This is a genomic window from Pseudomonas sp. HP_01 (assembly GCF_055284355.1).
Genome location: NZ_JBTOPV010000056.1, coordinates 160,527 through 178,206, shown reverse-complemented (window position 1 = coordinate 178,206; position 17,680 = coordinate 160,527). Strand labels below are relative to the sequence as shown.

Here is a 17,680-nt window from a genome sequence, read left to right as displayed (position 1 = left end):
CGCGGAATTCAAACGCGCGTTAAATGGCTGATTTGCCCGATTGTTGTCCCCACCCGCTGGAACTACACTCGCTACGCGTCGCCAAAGCCATCTGGATCGGACGCAACGTCACCGTCTTCATACCGCTTGAATTACTAGGGAATGTCTATGCTGCGCAAACTTTCACTGGCCATTGCCGTGTCGTGTGCTTCGAGTGCGATGGCCGGGGCAGCAGACATGCCGCTGCCTACCAAAACCGGGTTGGTGAGCGTGTATCAGGAAGCGGTCAACAATAACGCCGATCTTGCGGCGGCCCGCGCCAGCTATGACGCGCAGAAGGAAATCGTGCCTCAGGCCCGCGCCGGTCTGCTGCCGAACATTTCTGGTGGCGCCGATATCAATGACACGCGCACGTCGATTGACCAACCCTCGGCCGTCATCAGCCGCAGCGGAACGGTCTATCGCGCGACCTTGAGTCAGCCGATTTTCCGCGCCGACCGCTGGTTTCAGCTCAAGGCGGCGAAGGACGTCAATGAGCAGGCGATCCTGCAGCTCTCGGCCACCGAGCAGAACCTGATTCTGCAAAGCGCTGAAGATTATTTTGCGGTGCTCCGTGCACAGGACAATCTCGCCTCGACGAAGGCAGAGGAAGCGGCGCTCAAGCGCCAGCTCGATCAGGCCAATGAACGCTTCGACGTCGGCCTTTCTGACAAGACCGATGTGCTCCAGGCGCAAGCCAGCTACGACACCGCCCGCGCTGCGCGGATCGTCGCCAAGCGCCAGGTCGATGACGCGTTTCAGGCGCTGATCACCCTGACCAACCGCGATTACAACTCGATCGAAGGCATCGTGCATACGCTGCCGGTGCTCGCTCCAACGCCCAACGACGCGAAAGCCTGGGTCGACACCGCGACGCAGCAGAACTTGAATTTGCTGGCCAGCAACTACGCCGTCAGCGCCGCTGAAGAAACGCTGCGTCAGCGCAAGGCAGGCCACGCGCCTACCGTCGATGCGGTAGCGCAGTACGAGAAAGGCGATAACGACCCGCTGGGCTTTACCAACCCCAACTACACCGGCCAGAGTTTCCACGGCAGCGTCGAGCAACGCACCATTGGCCTGCAGGTGAACATCCCGATCTACAGTGGCGGGCTGACCAGTTCTCAAGTCCGCGAAGCTTATGCCCGCCTCGGCCAGAGCGAACAACAGCGCGAAGGTCTGCGCCGCCAGGTGGTGGAAAACACCCGCAACCTGCACCGCGCGGTGAACACCGATGTCGAGCAGGTGCAGGCGCGCAAGCAGTCGATCATCTCCAACCAGAGCGCGCTGGAAGCGACGGAAATTGGCTATCAGGTCGGCACCCGTAACATCGTCGACGTGCTGGATGCACAGCGCCAGCTTTACGCATCGGTGCGCGATTACAACAACACCCGCTACGACTACATCCTCGACAACCTGCGTCTGAAGCAGGCTGCCGGCACGCTGAGCCCTGGGGATCTGCAGGATCTGTCGCGCTTCCTGAAAGCCGACTACAACCCCGACAAAGACTTCCTGCCGCCGGATCTGGCGAAAGAAGCGGCGAAGAACTTTGAGCGGCCAACGGAGCGGTGACAAGCCGATTGAAACGTTTCGGCGACCCGAGTAGCATCCGCGCGATACAGTGAATACATGTATTGCGGAGAAGTCGCATGCCTACCTCAATTCGCCTCACCCCCGAGACTGAAGCACGTCTCGACGTTCTCGCGGCTAGCACCGGCCGGACCAAAGCCTTTTATTTGCGTGAAATTATCGAGCAAGGTTTACCTGAGCTTGAAGAGTATTACCTGGCAGCGGACGTACTCGAACGCGTCCGAAAGGGCAAGGAAGCCACTTATTCATCCAGCGATGTCAGGAAAGAGCTTGGCCTGGACGATTAAGTACACCGAGACGGCAAAGAAACAGCTCAAGAAGTTCGACAAGCAAACCGCCCGGCGCGTGCTTGACTTCATGGACGAACGGGTAGCTATCAGAGACGACCCTTGCAGCGTGGGCAAAGCGCTAACAGGTCCCAAGGGCGGGCTGTGGTGCTATCGAATTGGGGATCTACGAGTGATCTGCGATATCCAAAACGGCGAGCTAACCATTTTGGTCATCGAACTGGGCAATCGTCGGGAGGTTTACCGGTAGCACCTTCATGACCCGCTCAACAACTCTGCTACCGCTTACCGCCAGGACCCGGGCAAGCGCGCTCATGCATTGGATTTGCGCGGAACGCACGACCGTCGTTAAGCGCAAGCCCTCCAGATGACCGCTTGCTTGCCAACATCAGCCCAAAAACCGTCCAATCCCATCCAGCAACCTCTGCAACGCCCCCTGATTGGCCTTCATCACGGCCAGCCCGGCATCGGCCATCGCCTTTGCTTTCTCGGGATGGTCGATCAAGTCACGCACCGTCGCGGCCAATGCAGCCGCGTCACTGGCCTCCTCCAGCGCGCCGGCATGACGCAGCATCGCGGCGATTTCGAGGAAGTTGAACAGGTGCGGGCCGCTTAAAACGGCCTTTTCCAGTGCCGCAGGTTCCAGCAGGTTGTGACCGCCGTTGGGCACCAGGCTGCCGCCGACGAAGGCGATATCGGCGAGCGCATACAGAAAAAGCAACTCGCCCATCGTGTCGCCCACCAGAACCGAGGTTTCCGGCGTCACCGGCTCGTTCGTCGAACGACGAACGCTGGTGAGTCCCTGCTGCTGGCTCAGCTCAAACACGCTGGTGAACCGCTCGGGGTGACGGGGCACGAGGATCAACAGGGCGTCGGGACAGGCTTGCATCAGCGTGCGATGGGCGGCCAGCACCACCTCGTCTTCGCCCGCATGGGTGCTGGCTGCAATCCACACGGGCCGATGCCGGGTCTGCCATTGCTCGCGCTGCTGAACGGCCCGCTCAAGCAGTTGCGGATCTATGGTCAGGTCGAACTTGATCGAGCCCGTCACCGTGACGCACTCGGGCCGAGCGCCCAGGTCACGGAAGCGCTGGGCCTCGGCTTCGGTCTGCACGGCAATCAGGCTCATCTCGGCGAGCATCGGCCGAGTCAGGCGGGCGAATCGTCCGTAGCCACGGGCGGAACGCTCTGACAACCGCGCATTCGCCAGCACCGTTGGAATCCCGCGTTTCGCACACTGATGAATGTGATTGGGCCACAGTTCGGTTTCCATGATCACGCCGATCTTCGGCTGGATGTGATCGAGAAAGCGCCCGGCGGCCCACGGAAAGTCATAGGGCAGGTAGCAATGCTGGACGCGCGGCTCGCTGGAGAACAGCGACTGAATGCGCTCCGAGCCGGTCGGCGTCATGCAGGTGATGGTGACCGGCAGTTGCGGATAGCGGACCAGCAACGCGCGTATCATCGGCGCGGCGGCGATGCTCTCGCCCACCGACACTGCATGCACCCATATGCCCCCGCGCTGCATGGCGGGCAGGCCCATGGCGAAGCGCTCGCCGACCCGCTGCGCGTAGGCCGGGGCCTTGCGCGAACGCAGCCACAGGCGCAGGGCGATCAAGGGGAGGCCGAGGTGGAACAGGATGCTGTAGAGGGTTCTATTCATGGGCGCGGAGTTTATCAGCCAATTGCTGTCAGATTTCCATCGAGCTTCGCACATATCATGCCCGGCGCATTTGGCCAGACGCCACCCCGCCAGCCCGAAAGGCGCCGGTTGTTCCGTGCCGGGTAAGCCGCTTTAATGACGGCCATTGAAAAGGAGCTCCACCATGTCTGCGTACTACCTGCTGGCCATCGCCATCTGTGCCGAGGTCATCGGCACCGTGTCCATGAAAGCCGTCAAAGGCCTGAGCACGCCGATCCCGCTGCTGCTGGTGATCGTCGGTTACGGCATTGCGTTCTGGATGCTCACGCTGGTGGTGCGCACCATTCCGGTTGGCGTGGCATACGCGGTGTGGGCGGGCATGGGCATCGTCATGGTCAGCGTCGCCGCACTGTTTATCTACGGCCAGAAACTGGATTTGCCAGCCATCGCCGGCATGGGGCTGATCGTCGCAGGCGTGGTGGTCATCCAGCTGTTCTCGAAGACGGCGGGTCATTAAGGGGGTTACTGAAAAGTCCCTTCCCCTATAATGCCGCCATTCGTTTCGCCATTTGAGGTGCCCATGTCATCTGCTATTTCCACTGACGTCCTGATTGTAGGCGCGGGCGTTGCCGGTCTCTGGCTCAACGCGCGACTGCGGCATCAGGGCTTTTCGACGGTGGTGGTGGAAAAGGCCAGCCTGGGTGGCGGCCAGACACTCAAATCCCAAGGGATCATCCACGGCGGCGCCAAATACGCGCTGCACGGCGCGCTCTCTGGCGCATCCGAAGCGATCGCCGATATGCCGCGTCGGTGGCGCGAAGCGCTTGCAGGCAAAGGCGAGCTGAACCTGTCGGGCGTACGCCTGCTTTCGGAAGCTCACTACCTGTGGTCGCCCGGCACCATCGCCGGCAATCTCACCAGTTTCTTCGCCAGCAAGGCCGTGCGCGGCCGCGTTGATCAGGTCAAGGGCAGCGACCTGCCGCCTGCGCTTCAGGATCCGCGCTTCAAAGGCAAGGTGTACCGCCTGGCCGAGCTGGTCATCGACATCCCCAGCCTGGTGAAAAAACTGGCGGAGCTGGCGGGCGACAGCCTGCTTGCGGGCCAAGACATTGAGCCGCTGCGCGTTGATGGCGAACTGGTCGGCTTGCGCGTCGACGGCCGCGACATCCACGCCCAGCGGGTGGTGCTAAGCGCCGGCGAAGGCATGGCTGATCTGCTCAAGGCGCTGAACGTGAGCCAGCCGGCCATGCAACGCCGGCCGTTGCATATGGTGCTGGTCAAGGGACCGACGCTTAAGCCGCTGTACGCCCACTGCCTGGGTGGCGGGCCGAAGCCACGGATCACGGTAACGACGCACCCGGCGGCAGACGGCCAGTGGGTCTGGTATCTGGGCGGCGACATTGCCGAAGCCGAAGGCGTTGCCCGCAACCCCGCCGAGCAGATCGCCGCCGCAAAGAAAGAGCTCGCGAATCTGCTGCCCTGGGTTGACCTCAGCGAGGCGCAGTTCGCCACCTTACGCGTGGACCGCGCCGAACCGCAGCAAAGCGGTCTGGTACGCCCGGATAACGCCTTTGTCGACGAGCAGGGACGATTACTGGTCGGCTGGCCTACCAAGCTGGCGCTGGCACCCGACTTCGCCGACCGCGTGCTGGCCTCGTTGTCCCGGGATGACATTCACCCCACCCCGCAACCGCCGCACACCGACTTCCCCACGCCGCCCCTCGCCATTCCTGTCTGGGATCAACTGCTGCCATGAACACCCTGCACGATCTGCATCGACCGCTCGGCACCCTCGGCCTCAATGTTTCTCCCTTGGGGCTGGGCACGGTGAAGCTGGGCCGCGATCAGGGCGTGAAGTACCCCAATGGCTTCAAGATTCCCGACGACGTCGAGGCGCGGATGCTGCTGAAGCTGGCCCGGGATCTGGGCATCAACCTGATCGACACCGCCCCGGCGTACGGGCGCAGCGAAGAGCGCCTCGGCCCGCTGCTGCGCGGCCAGCGCAAGGACTGGGTGATCGTCAGCAAGGTCGGCGAGGAATTTGAAGCAGGTCAGTCACGGCACGATTTCAGCGCCGAACATACGCGGCTGTCGGTGGAGCGCAGCCTGCAGCGCCTGGAAACCGACTTCATCGATCTGGTGCTGGTGCATTCCGACGGCAACGACCTGCACGTGCTCAATGAATGCGCCGTATATCAGAACCTGGCCGAGCTCAAGCGCGAGGGCAAGATTCGCGGGTTCGGCTTTTCCGGCAAGACCGTCGAAGGCGGGTTGCTGGCCTTGCAGGGCGGCGACTGTGCGATGGTCACGTACAACCTCAACGAACAGGGCGAGAAGCCGGTCCTCGACTACGCTGCTGCACACGGCAAAGGGGTGCTGGTCAAAAAAGCACTGGCCAGCGGGCACGTTTGCCTGAGTCCCGGTGTCGATCCTGTGCGTGCCAGTTTCGAGCTGCTGTTTGAACACCCCGGCGTGACCGGTGCTATCGTCGGCACCATCAACCCGCTGCATCTGGCCCATAACGTGGCAACCGCCGCTGCCGTGATCCGTCGTCAGCCCTGAAACGCACGGCCGACCCCAACGCAAGAAGGAGCCGATATGCCGCGAACCCTGATTCGGAAAAACCCCAGCAACTTCAAGACCCTGCCGTTATTTGTCGAAGCCACCCCTGAAGGCCTGACCTATCAGAGCGTCGGGATGCCGCTGAATTTCACCCAGACCCTGGCGCGGCGTCGCAAGATCGACGTAGAAGACAGCGAACGGTTTTCCACCGAGCTGGCCAATCTCGGCGTCTCGGTACGCCTGACGCTGCGGTGGCAGAACCGCGATTACTGGGTGCTGGTTCGCCAGCGCCGTCAGGACCGTGGCGATGTGGTGCTCAAGCTGATCTCCGGCTACGTACCCGCCCACGAGCTTAACCTGCCCTTGCACACGGCGGTGCAGGAAGTGGCCGAGGAATGCCTGATCGAGACGCCCCAAGGCTGGCTCGGCGGGCGCTTCAATGAAACCTGGCTGCCAGCGCCCTATGCGGCAGCGCTGCATTACCGCGAAGCGATGCCCTTTCGTCTCACACCGCTTTCCGGCGCGGCACTCCCGGTACGCTGCGGCAGCCTGACCCTGATCGAGCGGCCACGCGCTTACGTGCATTTGCCGACCGCTTCACTGCAGTTGATCTATGACATGCGCCTGGAGGTGCCGAAAGAGGCTCGTCCGTTGAGCCTTTTCCACGTCGATGAGAGCCTGGAGAACAACGAGCTGGTGGCGCGCCTCAATCGCAGCAAGCCGGATCTGTATCTGATGCCGCTTGAAAACGGCTCGCCCCTGCCCGAGCTGTACACCCTGAAGAACGACAAGCTCTCGCCTGCCGGTACACGTGGGCTTTATCTGGCCGAGAGCTTCGCGCCCCAGGAGGGCTGGGTGGTGCGCGAGGAGCGGATTCGCTGGAAGGACTGGCTGGTGCAGCAGGGCATGACGCCGAAGAAGAAGCCCAAGTCAGGGCTGACCAAGCTGCGGATCAAAGCGCGACGGCTGGTCAGACTGGTTCGCAGCGGCCTGCACAAGTAAGCCGCGCTTAACGCTTCTCGGCGAGGCGTTTGTCACGCCAGGTGCGCAGCGTGGCGAATAAGTGAAAATAGCGGTTTTCGCGTTTGCCCATCCCGCGCTTGGGCGAGAACGACTCTTCGGCAAAGGCGCCGGTGATGCGCACACGGGAGGCAGTGGTCGGCAGCGTACACACCCGGGCATCCGCCTTGAGCAACACGTACTTGAGCAAGCGCTCCGAGTGCAGCTTGCGCCCTGTTGCTTCGCAGAACTCAAAGATGCGCTCGATCCGTTTGCCATAGGCGCGATAGACGTCACGGCCGCAAATGGCGAAACGATCATTCAGCCCGCCCCACCACTGCCAGTCCGGAATGTAGGCGTTCAGCCGTCGTGCGTGGGGCGAATGAAAAATATAGTCCGGCAGCGGCGAATGGAAGAAGTTGTCCGGGCGCACGAACACCACAAAGTCGGGATCGAACGACTTCATCATGCCCGTAACGGTGTGCAGTGAGTTGAGCTGATAGATCAGATTGCGCAGGGAAACGTGCTCGTCGCCCCAGGTATCGCCCATCGCCTTGACCCGCTCGAAATCCCAGCGATCCAGCACGCCGTCGGTGGACTCCAGAAACCCTGTCATCGGTTGGAAAACGTCGTAGTTCTGAGCCTTCAGCTCACCCTTCTCCGCCGAGCGCTGGTTGTGCACTTCGTCGATCTTGTAGAGGTGGTAAAAGCATTTGACGTTGCTGCCCTTCGGCAACTGGCCGAGGACGTTTTCCTCAATGGAAGGAAAACAGATCTCCGAGTTTCGCGGGATACCAAAAAACGCGACCGCAATGTTCAGCACTGACAAACTCTCCGGGATCAATGGCGATGCGCCTGGACACGCGCGCTCAAGCGGCGGACGGGCTTGTTCATTTACTAAATAGCAGCTTGCGCCACCAACTGCGGGGCTTGAGGGCGATCACTTCGACGTCCGCGCCCAGCAGCCAGTTGCGCTCATAGTCCCAGGCGTGCCCACCCCAGAGTTTGCCGGCTTCGTTGGAAAAACCCAGCGTCATGAGCCTGTAAGGGTAACCGGCATGAGCGCGCAGCCAGTCGAGCAGCACCAGCACGTTGAACCCTGTGGAGGGCCCGACGAAGCGCTTGCCGTTGGGGCGATCGACCGGATAGTGCTCGGCCAGTGCCGGCAAAGGAATGCGGTCCCAATACAGCGCAACGTCAGGCAGCGGACACAGCGGCACGGCGCAGCCCACCAGCAGCGTGAAGCAGCGCGCACCAGGCTGGGCGGCGAGCTGCGTGACGCCCGTCGAGGCAGGCAGTCCGAAGAAGTAGCAGTCCGGCGCGTTAAAACCGTGGACGAACAGGTTGACGCTTTCAGGCTTCAGGAGCGCGGCCTTGATGCACAGATTAAAGCTGATCACGACATCGTCGGCGCCCACGCCCAAGGCATCGAAATCGGCCTGGGAGATGGCAGGGTTGTTGGCAATGAGAATGACCCGTGCAGCCTTCGCCAGGCACTGGCGCAGCGCAGGGGGAAGCGCGCCGAATACGTCTTGGTCGGCGCCCGGCAATACAAGGGGTTCACTGGGGGCGGCGCTGTCGTGGTTGGACGGCGGCGGCATCAGGCGGGCACCTGCATGCCATGGCGCAATTTGACCCAGCCACGGATCAGCGCCGATGGACGCTGCCACGGGCGCATTGGCCGCTGAATTTCATCGGCCAGATCGCGCCCGACGCGGGCAAAGGCATACCGCTCTTCGGCGAATCTTTGCCCTTCGCCAGCGATGCGCTCAGCAAGATCGGGGTCGCTCTGCAGCAGCCGGATCTTCTCGACGGCTTCGTCTTCGGAGCGGTAGAACATGACGTTGCGCCCCTCCTCGAAACCCAGCAGATCGTCCTCTTCGCCCTGACTCCACGCGAGCAGCACGCAACCGCAGGCCATGGCTTCAAAATTCTTGATCATGAACTCGCCCATGCCGATGTCGGCACTGACGAAAATCTTGATGCGATTGAGGGTTTCAAGGTACTCGGCACCAGAGGCCGTGCGCGTCACCAGCACGCCGGCGCGCTGCGCGAGGTTCTCCACCAACTGCTTGCGCTCTGAATACTCACGGCTTTTCAGACTGCCCAGAAAGCCCACCGGAATGTCCCGAGGCTTGCCGAGGTTGCGCAGCATTTCCTGGTCGTAGCCTTTGGACACGAACACCGCATCGAGGCCTTCGCCGCGCATGCGCCGCGCCACCACCGCGCCCGACAGCAACGCGCGACTCCACGGCAGCTGCCGGTACAGGCGCGAATACATGCCGTGGTATTTGCTTGCGCTCATGTAATTCTGATAAGCATCGTGCTCAAGAAAAATCAGCCCCGGAATGCACTTGAGCACCGCGCGCTGGCGAGCGAGCCGTTTGACCCGGGAGAAGATCACTACCCGGTCGTAGTTCTGATAGTCGACCGAGGCCAGAAATGTCCCGAGATTCAGTTGCTGTTGCTTGCTCAGGCGAAAGATGACGCAGTCGTCACAATGCTGCCGCACGGTGTCGTACAACCCGTCCAGGATGACGCGCTGCTCATCCATCACCAGTAACATGACTTTCATTTGTTCATATACCGAACTGCGAATACATAAATGGCAGCGGCAACAGACTGCCACTCTTCACTGTGAGCATCGGATCAGTCCTGACTGCGGATCTTGTCGACGATGGCTGTCGTTGAACTGTTGGCGACCAGACCCAGCACTTTCACGGTGCCGCCATAAGAGGCGACGATGTCAGCGCCGACGACCTGGTCAACCGAGTAGTCGCCGCCCTTCACCAGCACGTCCGGACGCACGTGGGCCAAGAGGTTTTCCGGGGTGCCTTCGGGGAAGCTGATCACCCAATCCACCGCGCCCAGACCTGCCAGCACCGCCATGCGTCGATCCACGCTGTTGATCGGGCGTCCCGGGCCTTTCAGGCGGCTGACCGACGCGTCGTCGTTGACGGCCACGATCAGCCGGTCCCCCTGCGCGCGGGCCTGTTCCAGGTAGGTGACGTGGCCGGCGTGCAGAATGTCGAAGCAGCCGTTGGTGAACACGATGGTTTCGTTGTGGGCACGGGCATCGTCAATCGCCAGCAGCAACTGATCGAGGGTCAGCACGCCGCGCTCGGAACCTTCGGCGCGCTGGATGGCGCGACGCAACTCGGGTGCGCTGATCGCGGCGGTGCCCAGTTTGCCTACGACGATGCCCGCCGCAAGGTTCGCCAAGGCGACTGCATGAGGCAGCTCCTCGCCCGCTGCAATGGCCGCTGCCAGCGTGGAAATAACCGTATCGCCAGCGCCGGTCACGTCGAAGACTTCACGCGCGCGGGCCGGAAGATGCAGGGTCGGCTGATCCGGACGCAGCAGGGTCATGCCGTGTTCGCCACGGGTGACCAGCAACGCACCCAGATCGAGGTCCTTCATCAGCGCCCCGCCTTTGGCGACCAGCTCTGCCTCGTCGACGCAATGGCCGACGATGGACTCGAATTCACTGAGGTTGGGCGTGATCAGGCTGGCACCGCGATAGATCGCGAAGTCTTTGCCCTTCGGGTCGGCCAGAACGGGAATGCCCCGGTCCCGGGCCGCCTTGATCAGGACTTGGTGATTCTTCAGCGCGCCTTTGCCGTAGTCGGACAGGACCAGAACTTTGATGCCATCGAGCAAGGCATCAACGTCCCGGCTCAGGGCCTCGGGATCAGTGGCAAAGGGTTCTTCGAAGTCGATACGCAGCAGCTGCTGGTGCCGACTCATGACGCGCAATTTGACGATGGTGGGCTGATGAGCGATGCGCTGGAAACTGGCGATCACACCAGCGGCCTTGAGGCTGTTGCCCAGGCTGTCGGCGGCTTCGTCGGTGCCGGTGACGCCGACCAGTGACGCCTTGGCGCCCAGCGCTGCAATGTTCAACGCCACGTTGGCCGCGCCACCCGGACGGTCTTCGATCTGGTCGACTTTGACCACCGGAACCGGCGCTTCAGGGGAGATTCTGGAAGTGCCACCGTGCCAGTAGCGGTCGAGCATGACGTCGCCGACAACTAACACTTGAGCCTGATCAAAACGCGGCATGGACAACTTCATCGAACAACCCGTGGCAGAAATGGACAAGGACGGAATCTTAGCACAGCGATCAGCGCTGGCTGGCCGGTTGGCCTCGAATCCCTTAGTGCTTCAAACAGCGCTTCAAATGGCGCTTTAAATGGTGCATCGACTGTTGCAGTTACGGGCGCGGAAAGCGCCGGACCCAAAACACCTCATGCCGCCGTACGGCCTTGCGGAAGAATTCGTCGTCTCCCGTCAGCGGCCATTCGCGACCGGCCAGCCAGCGTTGAATCTGCCGGCGCAGGCGCCTCTTCAGGGGTGGCGACCCCTGCAGGTCATGCTGCATCGCCAGGGCCATGGCCTTATCGAGTTGAACGTCCGAACTGAGCGACGTACTCCAGAATTGACCAACCGAAGGCGCTTCGACAAACGGCGGCAGCGCGACACCTTTACCGGCCAGCCCCATGGGCCAGCGGTCGTTGTCGTGCAGGTGGTTGGCGTAGAACAGCGCCACCTCGGGCGTGTGCGCGCTTCTGCTCACCGCTTCATATAACGCTTGAGTCGTGGCGATGTGGTCGGCGTGGGGGTCGAGTTGCGGATGCGGCATGACAATGACGTCCGGGCGATAGGCGTCCAGCAGCGCAGCGAGGTCGGCCACGAGATTGTTCCAGGTCGGCGCGCCGTCCTGATCCCCTGGCAACGGCAACGGATTGTGCTGCCGCGCGCTGCGGATGTCGGTCTCTGCCGAATCGCGAGAGCCAAACGGCTGATCCGGCGACTGCGCCATGGCCGGCAGTTGCAGGCAGTAGTAGCCCAGTTGCACGCACTGGCTCTGCGGCACACCGCCCCACAACGGAATCGCCAGACTGTCCCACGTACGCAGACGACCCTTGAGCCGCGCGGCATCGGCGCGGTTCAGCCCCAGTTGTTCGTAGCGTTCGGCCTCGATTTCGCCCTGAGTCACCGTAACGATGCTGCAATCAGCGGCCTGGCTGTACAGGCCAAAGGCTGCCAGTTCGGCATCGTCAGCGTGGGGTGCGAGTACCATCAACCGCTGCTGACGGTAGTCCGGGTTGCTCAGCACGTACAAACGGCCCGTATCGGCGATGCGGCAAAACCCGCCTTTGAGGCGCAACGTGCTGTCTGCGACCACGTCTCGCTGACCGGTGAGGTTCACGTAGCGACGCCCGGCAAACCCTCGTTCGAAATCCTGGCGGTCGTCGCCTGCCAACACGTAAGGGTCCAGCCAGCGACCGAGCCAGCTGCTGCGCAGATCAAGCTCCAGCAGCAGCGTTTCGCCTTCGGCCAACGGCTCACTCAGTTGCAGCATGCCATTGACCACGGAAACGGCCTGCGCCTGGGCCGCGTCGGGAAACTGATAGTGGTAATCGCACTTGGGCGAATAAAACAGATGGTCGGAGAACCAGGCCTCGTGGGCCACCCAGGCAGCGACAATCAGCAAAGGCACCAGCCACCACGCGACCCAGATGCCAATGCCGATCAGCAGCACCAGACCGATGATCAGCGCCAGACGCTTGTTGCGCCGATGTCGTTTCAGAAGCTGCTGCTTGCGCCCGGACATGTCATCCAACCTTGTAGACAGGCACCGTCTGGCACCAGCGGTCTTTGTATTCGCGATCGGAGCGGCCAAAGGAATAGCGCAATGGCTTGTTCACCGCCCTCGCGTCAGCCCAGGCGTTCTGGGTGTTGACGAAGCTGAGCACGCTGCCGGCGCTCAGCGCCTGATGGGCCGGATCGACACCGCCGTTGATGTATTCCACCGAAACCCAATGTGGCGACTCGACTCTGTAGAGGACCTGAGCGGCAATGGGCTTGCCTTCCAGCAGAATCATCGAGCCGGTCATGAACTCGCGCATCACCTCGAACACCTTGGCCAGGTGATCCTTGCCCGGCACGTCGAAGCCCCAGCGCGCATGAAACAGGCTTGAGTAAATGCGCGCTTGTTCCTCGGACGTGAAATCCAGCATCGGCTGCACGACCCCGCCCGCCTCTTCAAGCAAGCGCTGTTCGCGGCGCTGGTTGTAGCGGAATTTCTTGGAATAGTCCTCGGGCGCGCGGGCGATCGCCAGGCTCTCGGCTTGAGGCTTGAGGGTGTCGACCTGACCGGCGTTCAGCTCCGATACGTAGCTCATGCGCTGGCGCACAGGAACGGTCACACCCGGGGCGATCGGCAGAATGATTTCTGCGTTGCCCAGATCGAACACCCGCCGATCACGCTGCTTGAGTACCTTCTTCGCCAGCGCCAGATCCCGGCCCCAGCAGGCAACCGCAGCGACGACGTTGCCATCTTGCAGCCACCCCAGATAACGCACCGGAATATCCGCAAGCCCGGCCAGACGCTCGATCACCTGCGGGTGCGTGGCTACGCTGCCGCCGAATTGCTGCCACGCGGTGGCGTAGGTCGTTGCATCGATCGGGGTCCAGCCTCGCTCACGCCATGCGCGCAAGTGACTCAGCATGCATCGACTGCCCGGTCGATTTCGGCAGGCTCGTCTTCTTCGAACTGTTTGGCGTGCAGGCGCGTGTAGTAACCGTTCTTGGCCAGCAGCTCGTCATGGGAGCCGCGCTCGACAATTCGGCCTTCGTCCATCACCAGAATGACGTCGGCTTTTTCGATGGTGGTCAGGCGGTGGGCGATCACCAGGGTGGTACGGCCCTGCATGACTTTCTCCAGCGCCTTCTGGATATGACGCTCGGATTCGGTGTCCAGCGCCGAAGTCGCTTCGTCGAGAATCAGCAGCGGCGCATTTTTCAGCAGCGCGCGAGCAATCGCCAGCCGCTGACGCTGACCGCCAGACAGCAGCACGCCATTCTCGCCGACGAGGGTCTGGTACTGCTGAGGCAACTTGTCGATGAACTCGTCGGAGTAGGCATCGGCCGAGGCTTTCTTGATCTCTTCCAGCGGCACGCCGGCCAGATCGCCATAAGCGATATTGTTGGCGATGGTGTCGTTGAACAGCGTGACGTTCTGGTTCACCAGCGCAATCTGACGGCGCAGGCTGCGCAGGGTGTAGTCCTGGGTCTCGACGCCATCAAGGAGGATCTGGCCCTGCACGTGATCATAGAAACGCGGGATCAGGCTCGCCAACGTGGATTTGCCGCTGCCGGAGCGGCCCACCAACGCGACCATCTGGCCGGCTTCAGCAACGAAACTCACGTCGTCCAGCACGCGCTTTTCCGTCCCCGGATAGGTAAACGTAAGGTTTTTGACCTCCAGACGGCCTGAAACCTTGTTGCGCTCTACGGTGCCCAGGTCCTGCTCTGTCTGCTCATCCAGTTGCTCGAAGATGCTCTCAGCACCGGCGACGCCTTTCTGGATAGTGGAGCTGACTTCAGACAACTGGCGGATCGGCTTGGGCAGCAGGCCAGCCATGGTGATGTAGGCCACCAGATCGCCCGCCGACGAATCGCCGCGAAGATAAAGGACAAGGAACATCACGATGGCCATGCCGCTGTAGGTCACCAGTTGCAGCATTGGCGTGTAAACGGCGCCAGTCTTGGTCATCGCCAGCTGCTTTTTGGTGTTGCTGCTGCTGGCCTTCTCGAAGCGGGCCTTTTCATAGTCTTCACCGCCAAAGCTGCGGACCACGCGATAGCCGTGGATAGTCTCCGACGCCACGTGGGTCACGTCGCCCATGGCCACCTGAATCTTCTTGCTCTGCTTGCGAAACTTCTTGCTGGTGCTGTTCACCATGACGGCGATGAGCGGCAGTATTGCCAGCATCACCAGTGTCAGTCTCCAGTTCATCCACAGCAGCGCGCCGAACAGGAAGATGACCGTCATGCCCTCACGAATCACGACTTTGATCGCGTCGGTGGCAGCGCCGGTGACCATGGTCACGTTGAACGTGATGCGCGAGATCAGGTGCCCGGAGTTGCTGTTGTCGAAAAAGCGGTTGGGCAGGGTGAGCAATTTGTTGAACAGCACGACCCGCAGGTCATGCACCAGCCCGAGGGAGACGCGGGCCAAAAAGAAGTTGCCCAGATACGAGCCGGCACCTTGCCACGCTGCGATCAGAACGATCATCAGCGGCACCGCCTGCAGCAATTGCAGGTGGCCAATATAAGGGTTGCCGGGGAACAGACTGGCTTCGGGATTGGACAGGCCATCGACGAAGTATTTGAGGATATAGGCGAGCATCGGCTGGGTAGACGCAAAGATAAGAAAGCCGACAATGCTCAAGCAGAAAAGGCCTATATACGGCCGCACATAGGTCAACAGGCGGAAGTAAATCGCCAGGGTCGTTTTAGCTTGAGGATCAGGACTGCTCATGGGAATCCGCACGAAAAAATTAGGCGGGCATGGTAGCACAACCCATATTTGTCGACCCCTGCTGCGACCCAAGCGGGGCGGACTCGGGTAACATGCCGCATTTGTTCAGGTAAGTATGCCGATGCACCCAATGGAACACAGCGCCTATCTAGCCTTGCGAGAAAACGCCACCGTGCTCGAAGCGGACGGATCCGGGGACAAGGTTCTGTTGCTTGAGGACGGCACCATTCTCAAACTGTTCCGCCGCAAGCGCCTGATTAGCTCGGCCTTGTTGTTCCCCTATGCGAAACGCTTCGCCGACAACATCGACGCTCTCAAAAAGCGCGGCATTCCCTGCCCCGATGTCATCGCCACCTACCGAATTGCCAGCATCAGCCGCGACGGCGTGCGCTATACGCCACTGCCCGGCCTGACCATCCGCCAGGTGCTGAACCAGCACGTTGAAAGAGCACCATTGCGTGCTGACCTGGGTACGTTTATCGCTCACCTGCACGATCGCGGCGTTTACTTTCGCTCGCTGCACTTGGGGAACGTTGTGCTCACGCCGGCCAATGAACTCGGCTTGATCGACATCGCGGACCTGCGCTGCCAGAAACTCGCGTTGAGTGACAGCAAGCGCCTGCGCAACTTCGCCCACTTATTACGTTACGAACAGGACAAGCAGTGGCTGCTTGGCAGTGATCAGGGCGCGGCGTTTTTGCAGGGTTATACCCAAGGTATGCCGACTGACAGACAGTCGACAATGACCGAGCGCCTGCAACTGCTGCTGACCGCCCCTATCGACCGATAGCCAGAACGGTTGCGCCCTTGCGATTGGTAAAGTGCGCCAACACCCTGAGATGGCGTGCTTCAAGCCACTCGACGAGCCATGGCTCGTTCTCTTTGGCGTCGATAAGGAAGTATTGATACTCGTCCGCGTGCTGCGGGGACATCGCTTGCTCCCGAGTCAACCCCGGAATCACATAACCTCGGCCGGCGTAATAACTGATGCGCCCGTCGTCAACGAAGGCCGTAGCGCTCGCCTCGACGTGGGTCGACATCCAGCGGCCTGCCTCCACGTAATGGGTCTTCCCGGCACCGGTCGTTATCACGTTTGAGAGCATCACGAGCAGCGCTACAACAACAAGCGCCTTGCCGAGGCGCGGGAACTGCCCAACAAACGATGCCAATCCCATTGCCATTAACGGCACAAAAAGCAGACTCAGAAAGCTCATGTAGCGGCTGTTCATGAACTGCTCTTTGACATAAAACAGCACCAGCACGATCAGGTACAGCAGCGCCGCCCAGGCGAAGGGCCGATAATCGCGCCAGTATGCACCCAACACGCCCCAGTTCCTGCGCAGCACGAACGGCAACGCGAAGGGGCCCATCAGTTTGACGAAAGTGATCAGCATGGAGGCCAGGATGCCGAAGAAAATGATGCGTCCGGCTTCGTCCTGCGAATACTTGTTGATCAGGGAGTTGGCGAACTGGTTCGACAGCAGATCAAAGGACGCCAGAACAGTGTGGGGATTGAGCATATCCAGATAGATCATCAGGCGTCCGGACAGGAACGCGCCTGAGATCACCACCGCGATTAAGCCAAGCGCTGGCAGCAGTGCAAACTGAAACACCTGCTTGCGGCTGGCAGCATCCCTTAATCCCGGCAATTGCCAGAGCGCCAATGCCGGGATCAGCAGCAGCGCCTCAAGCCGGAACAACATGGCGCAGAGGATCGCCACGTGGATAAAAGCTGCGCGCAGCCAGCCGCCACGGGCATCCCAACGCAGTGAGAGCCAGATCGCCAGCGTGCAGAAGAACCAGAAGCCGCATTCACGAATGATGTCGTTGCGAAACGAGTTAACGGCTGGCATTGCCAGCATCACCAGGCAGGCCCAAGGGGCGAGCGCTGCCGAACGCTGACGAACGCAATCAACCATCAAAGCGCTGACGCCGGCGAAGAAAAGGCCACACCAGAGGTAGGCGCTCAGCTCCAGAGGCAGGTGCAGCACGAGGTGGGTACCGGCCAGCAGGAGGGAGAACCACGGCCAGTCAAAGGATTGCCAGGCAGCTTGCGTGCCGTGCTCGGCGACTCGTTGCGCGATATCGATGTACAGGGCTGCGTCACGCCCGACTGTTGCGGTGCCCAGGACTGCAATCAGCGAAAGGAGGATGCTGCCCAGGAATGCCAGCCGAACCGGATGCTCGCGGACCCACCCGGAGACCTGGGCGCCGGTTTTAACAACTGCCGCTTTCATTACCTTCCCTCAGCTACAT

Annotated in this window: 17 protein-coding genes; 8 read left to right on the top strand and 9 right to left on the bottom strand. The window is 61.3% G+C overall.

The window, feature by feature from the left end; genetic code table 11:
• Nucleotides 1–147 precede the first annotated feature (147 nt).
• The 3 genes from ACYAR8_RS22440 to ACYAR8_RS22430 all read left to right on the top strand — a co-directional run bounded on the left by ACYAR8_RS22440 (nucleotide 148) and on the right by ACYAR8_RS22430 (nucleotide 2,142).
• Entirely contained in the window at nucleotides 148–1,587 is a 1,440-nt protein-coding gene (locus ACYAR8_RS22440) for a TolC family outer membrane protein (protein WP_463581094.1), read from the top strand.
• A gap of 77 nt (nucleotides 1,588–1,664) precedes the next feature.
• On the top strand, nucleotides 1,665–1,892 hold the full coding sequence (gene relB / locus ACYAR8_RS22435) for a type II toxin-antitoxin system RelB family antitoxin (protein WP_074892231.1): 228 nt from the start codon (nucleotides 1,665–1,667) through the stop codon (nucleotides 1,890–1,892).
• Nucleotides 1,876–2,142 (top strand): type II toxin-antitoxin system RelE family toxin, encoded by a 267-nt coding sequence (locus ACYAR8_RS22430; RefSeq protein ID WP_463581093.1) that lies wholly within the window; start codon nucleotides 1,876–1,878, stop codon nucleotides 2,140–2,142. Before relB ends, ACYAR8_RS22430 begins: the two co-directional genes overlap by 17 nt.
• Nucleotides 2,143–2,280: 138 nt before the next feature.
• Here the strand turns inward: ACYAR8_RS22430 and waaA are convergent, their stop codons facing one another.
• A complete protein-coding gene (gene waaA, locus ACYAR8_RS22425; protein ID WP_463581092.1) occupies nucleotides 2,281–3,555 on the bottom strand; it encodes a lipid IV(A) 3-deoxy-D-manno-octulosonic acid transferase in 1,275 nt (424 codons plus the stop codon).
• 163 nt (nucleotides 3,556–3,718) lie between these two features.
• On the opposite strand from waaA, the gene ACYAR8_RS22420 reads away from it, so the two are divergent.
• The 4 genes from ACYAR8_RS22420 (at nucleotide 3,719) to ACYAR8_RS22405 (ending at nucleotide 7,098) form a co-directional block, all read left to right on the top strand.
• Entirely contained in the window at nucleotides 3,719–4,051 is a 333-nt protein-coding gene (locus tag ACYAR8_RS22420) for a DMT family transporter (RefSeq protein ID WP_074892225.1), read from the top strand.
• A gap of 63 nt (nucleotides 4,052–4,114) precedes the next feature.
• A complete protein-coding gene (locus tag ACYAR8_RS22415) occupies nucleotides 4,115–5,290 on the top strand; it encodes an NAD(P)/FAD-dependent oxidoreductase (RefSeq protein ID WP_074892223.1) in 1,176 nt (391 codons plus the stop codon).
• Nucleotides 5,287–6,096: an aldo/keto reductase gene (locus tag ACYAR8_RS22410; RefSeq protein ID WP_463581091.1), complete on the top strand. Its 810-nt coding sequence runs from the start codon at nucleotides 5,287–5,289 to the stop codon at nucleotides 6,094–6,096. The genes ACYAR8_RS22415 and ACYAR8_RS22410 overlap by 4 nt, the downstream gene beginning before the upstream one ends.
• A gap of 36 nt (nucleotides 6,097–6,132) precedes the next feature.
• Nucleotides 6,133–7,098 carry a metal ABC transporter ATPase gene (locus tag ACYAR8_RS22405; protein WP_074892219.1) on the top strand — a complete coding sequence of 322 codons (966 nt, stop codon included), beginning with the start codon at nucleotides 6,133–6,135 and terminating at the stop codon, nucleotides 7,096–7,098.
• 7 nt (nucleotides 7,099–7,105) lie between these two features.
• On the opposite strand, the gene ACYAR8_RS22400 is transcribed toward ACYAR8_RS22405, so the two are convergent.
• From ACYAR8_RS22400 to msbA, 7 genes are all read right to left on the bottom strand, one after another.
• Entirely contained in the window at nucleotides 7,106–7,918 is an 813-nt protein-coding gene (locus ACYAR8_RS22400) for a hypothetical protein (protein ID WP_463581090.1), read from the bottom strand.
• A 67-nt stretch (nucleotides 7,919–7,985) separates the two neighbouring features.
• On the bottom strand, nucleotides 7,986–8,696 hold the full coding sequence (locus ACYAR8_RS22395; protein WP_074892216.1) for a protein kinase family protein: 711 nt from the start codon (nucleotides 8,694–8,696) through the stop codon (nucleotides 7,986–7,988).
• Nucleotides 8,696–9,670, bottom strand: coding sequence for a glycosyltransferase family protein (locus tag ACYAR8_RS22390; protein ID WP_463581089.1), 975 nt, complete (start codon nucleotides 9,668–9,670; stop codon nucleotides 8,696–8,698). The genes ACYAR8_RS22395 and ACYAR8_RS22390 overlap by 1 nt, the downstream gene beginning before the upstream one ends.
• Before the next feature lie 74 nt (nucleotides 9,671–9,744).
• Nucleotides 9,745–11,169: a bifunctional D-glycero-beta-D-manno-heptose-7-phosphate kinase/D-glycero-beta-D-manno-heptose 1-phosphate adenylyltransferase HldE gene (gene hldE, locus ACYAR8_RS22385; protein WP_074892213.1), complete on the bottom strand. Its 1,425-nt coding sequence runs from the start codon at nucleotides 11,167–11,169 to the stop codon at nucleotides 9,745–9,747.
• A 139-nt stretch (nucleotides 11,170–11,308) separates the two neighbouring features.
• Complete coding sequence (locus ACYAR8_RS22380) at nucleotides 11,309–12,712, bottom strand: PIG-L deacetylase family protein (protein WP_463581088.1); 1,404 nt, start codon at nucleotides 12,710–12,712, stop codon at nucleotides 11,309–11,311.
• A 1-nt stretch (nucleotide 12,713) separates the two neighbouring features.
• On the bottom strand, nucleotides 12,714–13,610 hold the full coding sequence (locus ACYAR8_RS22375) for a GNAT family N-acetyltransferase (protein WP_463581087.1): 897 nt from the start codon (nucleotides 13,608–13,610) through the stop codon (nucleotides 12,714–12,716).
• Nucleotides 13,604–15,424 carry a lipid A export permease/ATP-binding protein MsbA gene (msbA, locus tag ACYAR8_RS22370; RefSeq protein ID WP_463581086.1) on the bottom strand — a complete coding sequence of 607 codons (1,821 nt, stop codon included), beginning with the start codon at nucleotides 15,422–15,424 and terminating at the stop codon, nucleotides 13,604–13,606. Before msbA ends, ACYAR8_RS22375 begins: the two co-directional genes overlap by 7 nt.
• A gap of 121 nt (nucleotides 15,425–15,545) precedes the next feature.
• Here msbA and ACYAR8_RS22365 point away from each other — a divergent pair, with 121 nt between their 5' ends.
• Nucleotides 15,546–16,214 (top strand): BUD32 family EKC/KEOPS complex subunit, encoded by a 669-nt coding sequence (locus ACYAR8_RS22365; RefSeq protein ID WP_463581085.1) that lies wholly within the window; start codon nucleotides 15,546–15,548, stop codon nucleotides 16,212–16,214.
• Here the strand turns inward: ACYAR8_RS22365 and ACYAR8_RS22360 are convergent.
• Nucleotides 16,201–17,661: a hypothetical protein gene (locus ACYAR8_RS22360; protein ID WP_463581084.1), complete on the bottom strand. Its 1,461-nt coding sequence runs from the start codon at nucleotides 17,659–17,661 to the stop codon at nucleotides 16,201–16,203. The genes ACYAR8_RS22365 and ACYAR8_RS22360 overlap by 14 nt on opposite strands.
• Nucleotides 17,662–17,680: the final 19 nt, after the last annotated feature.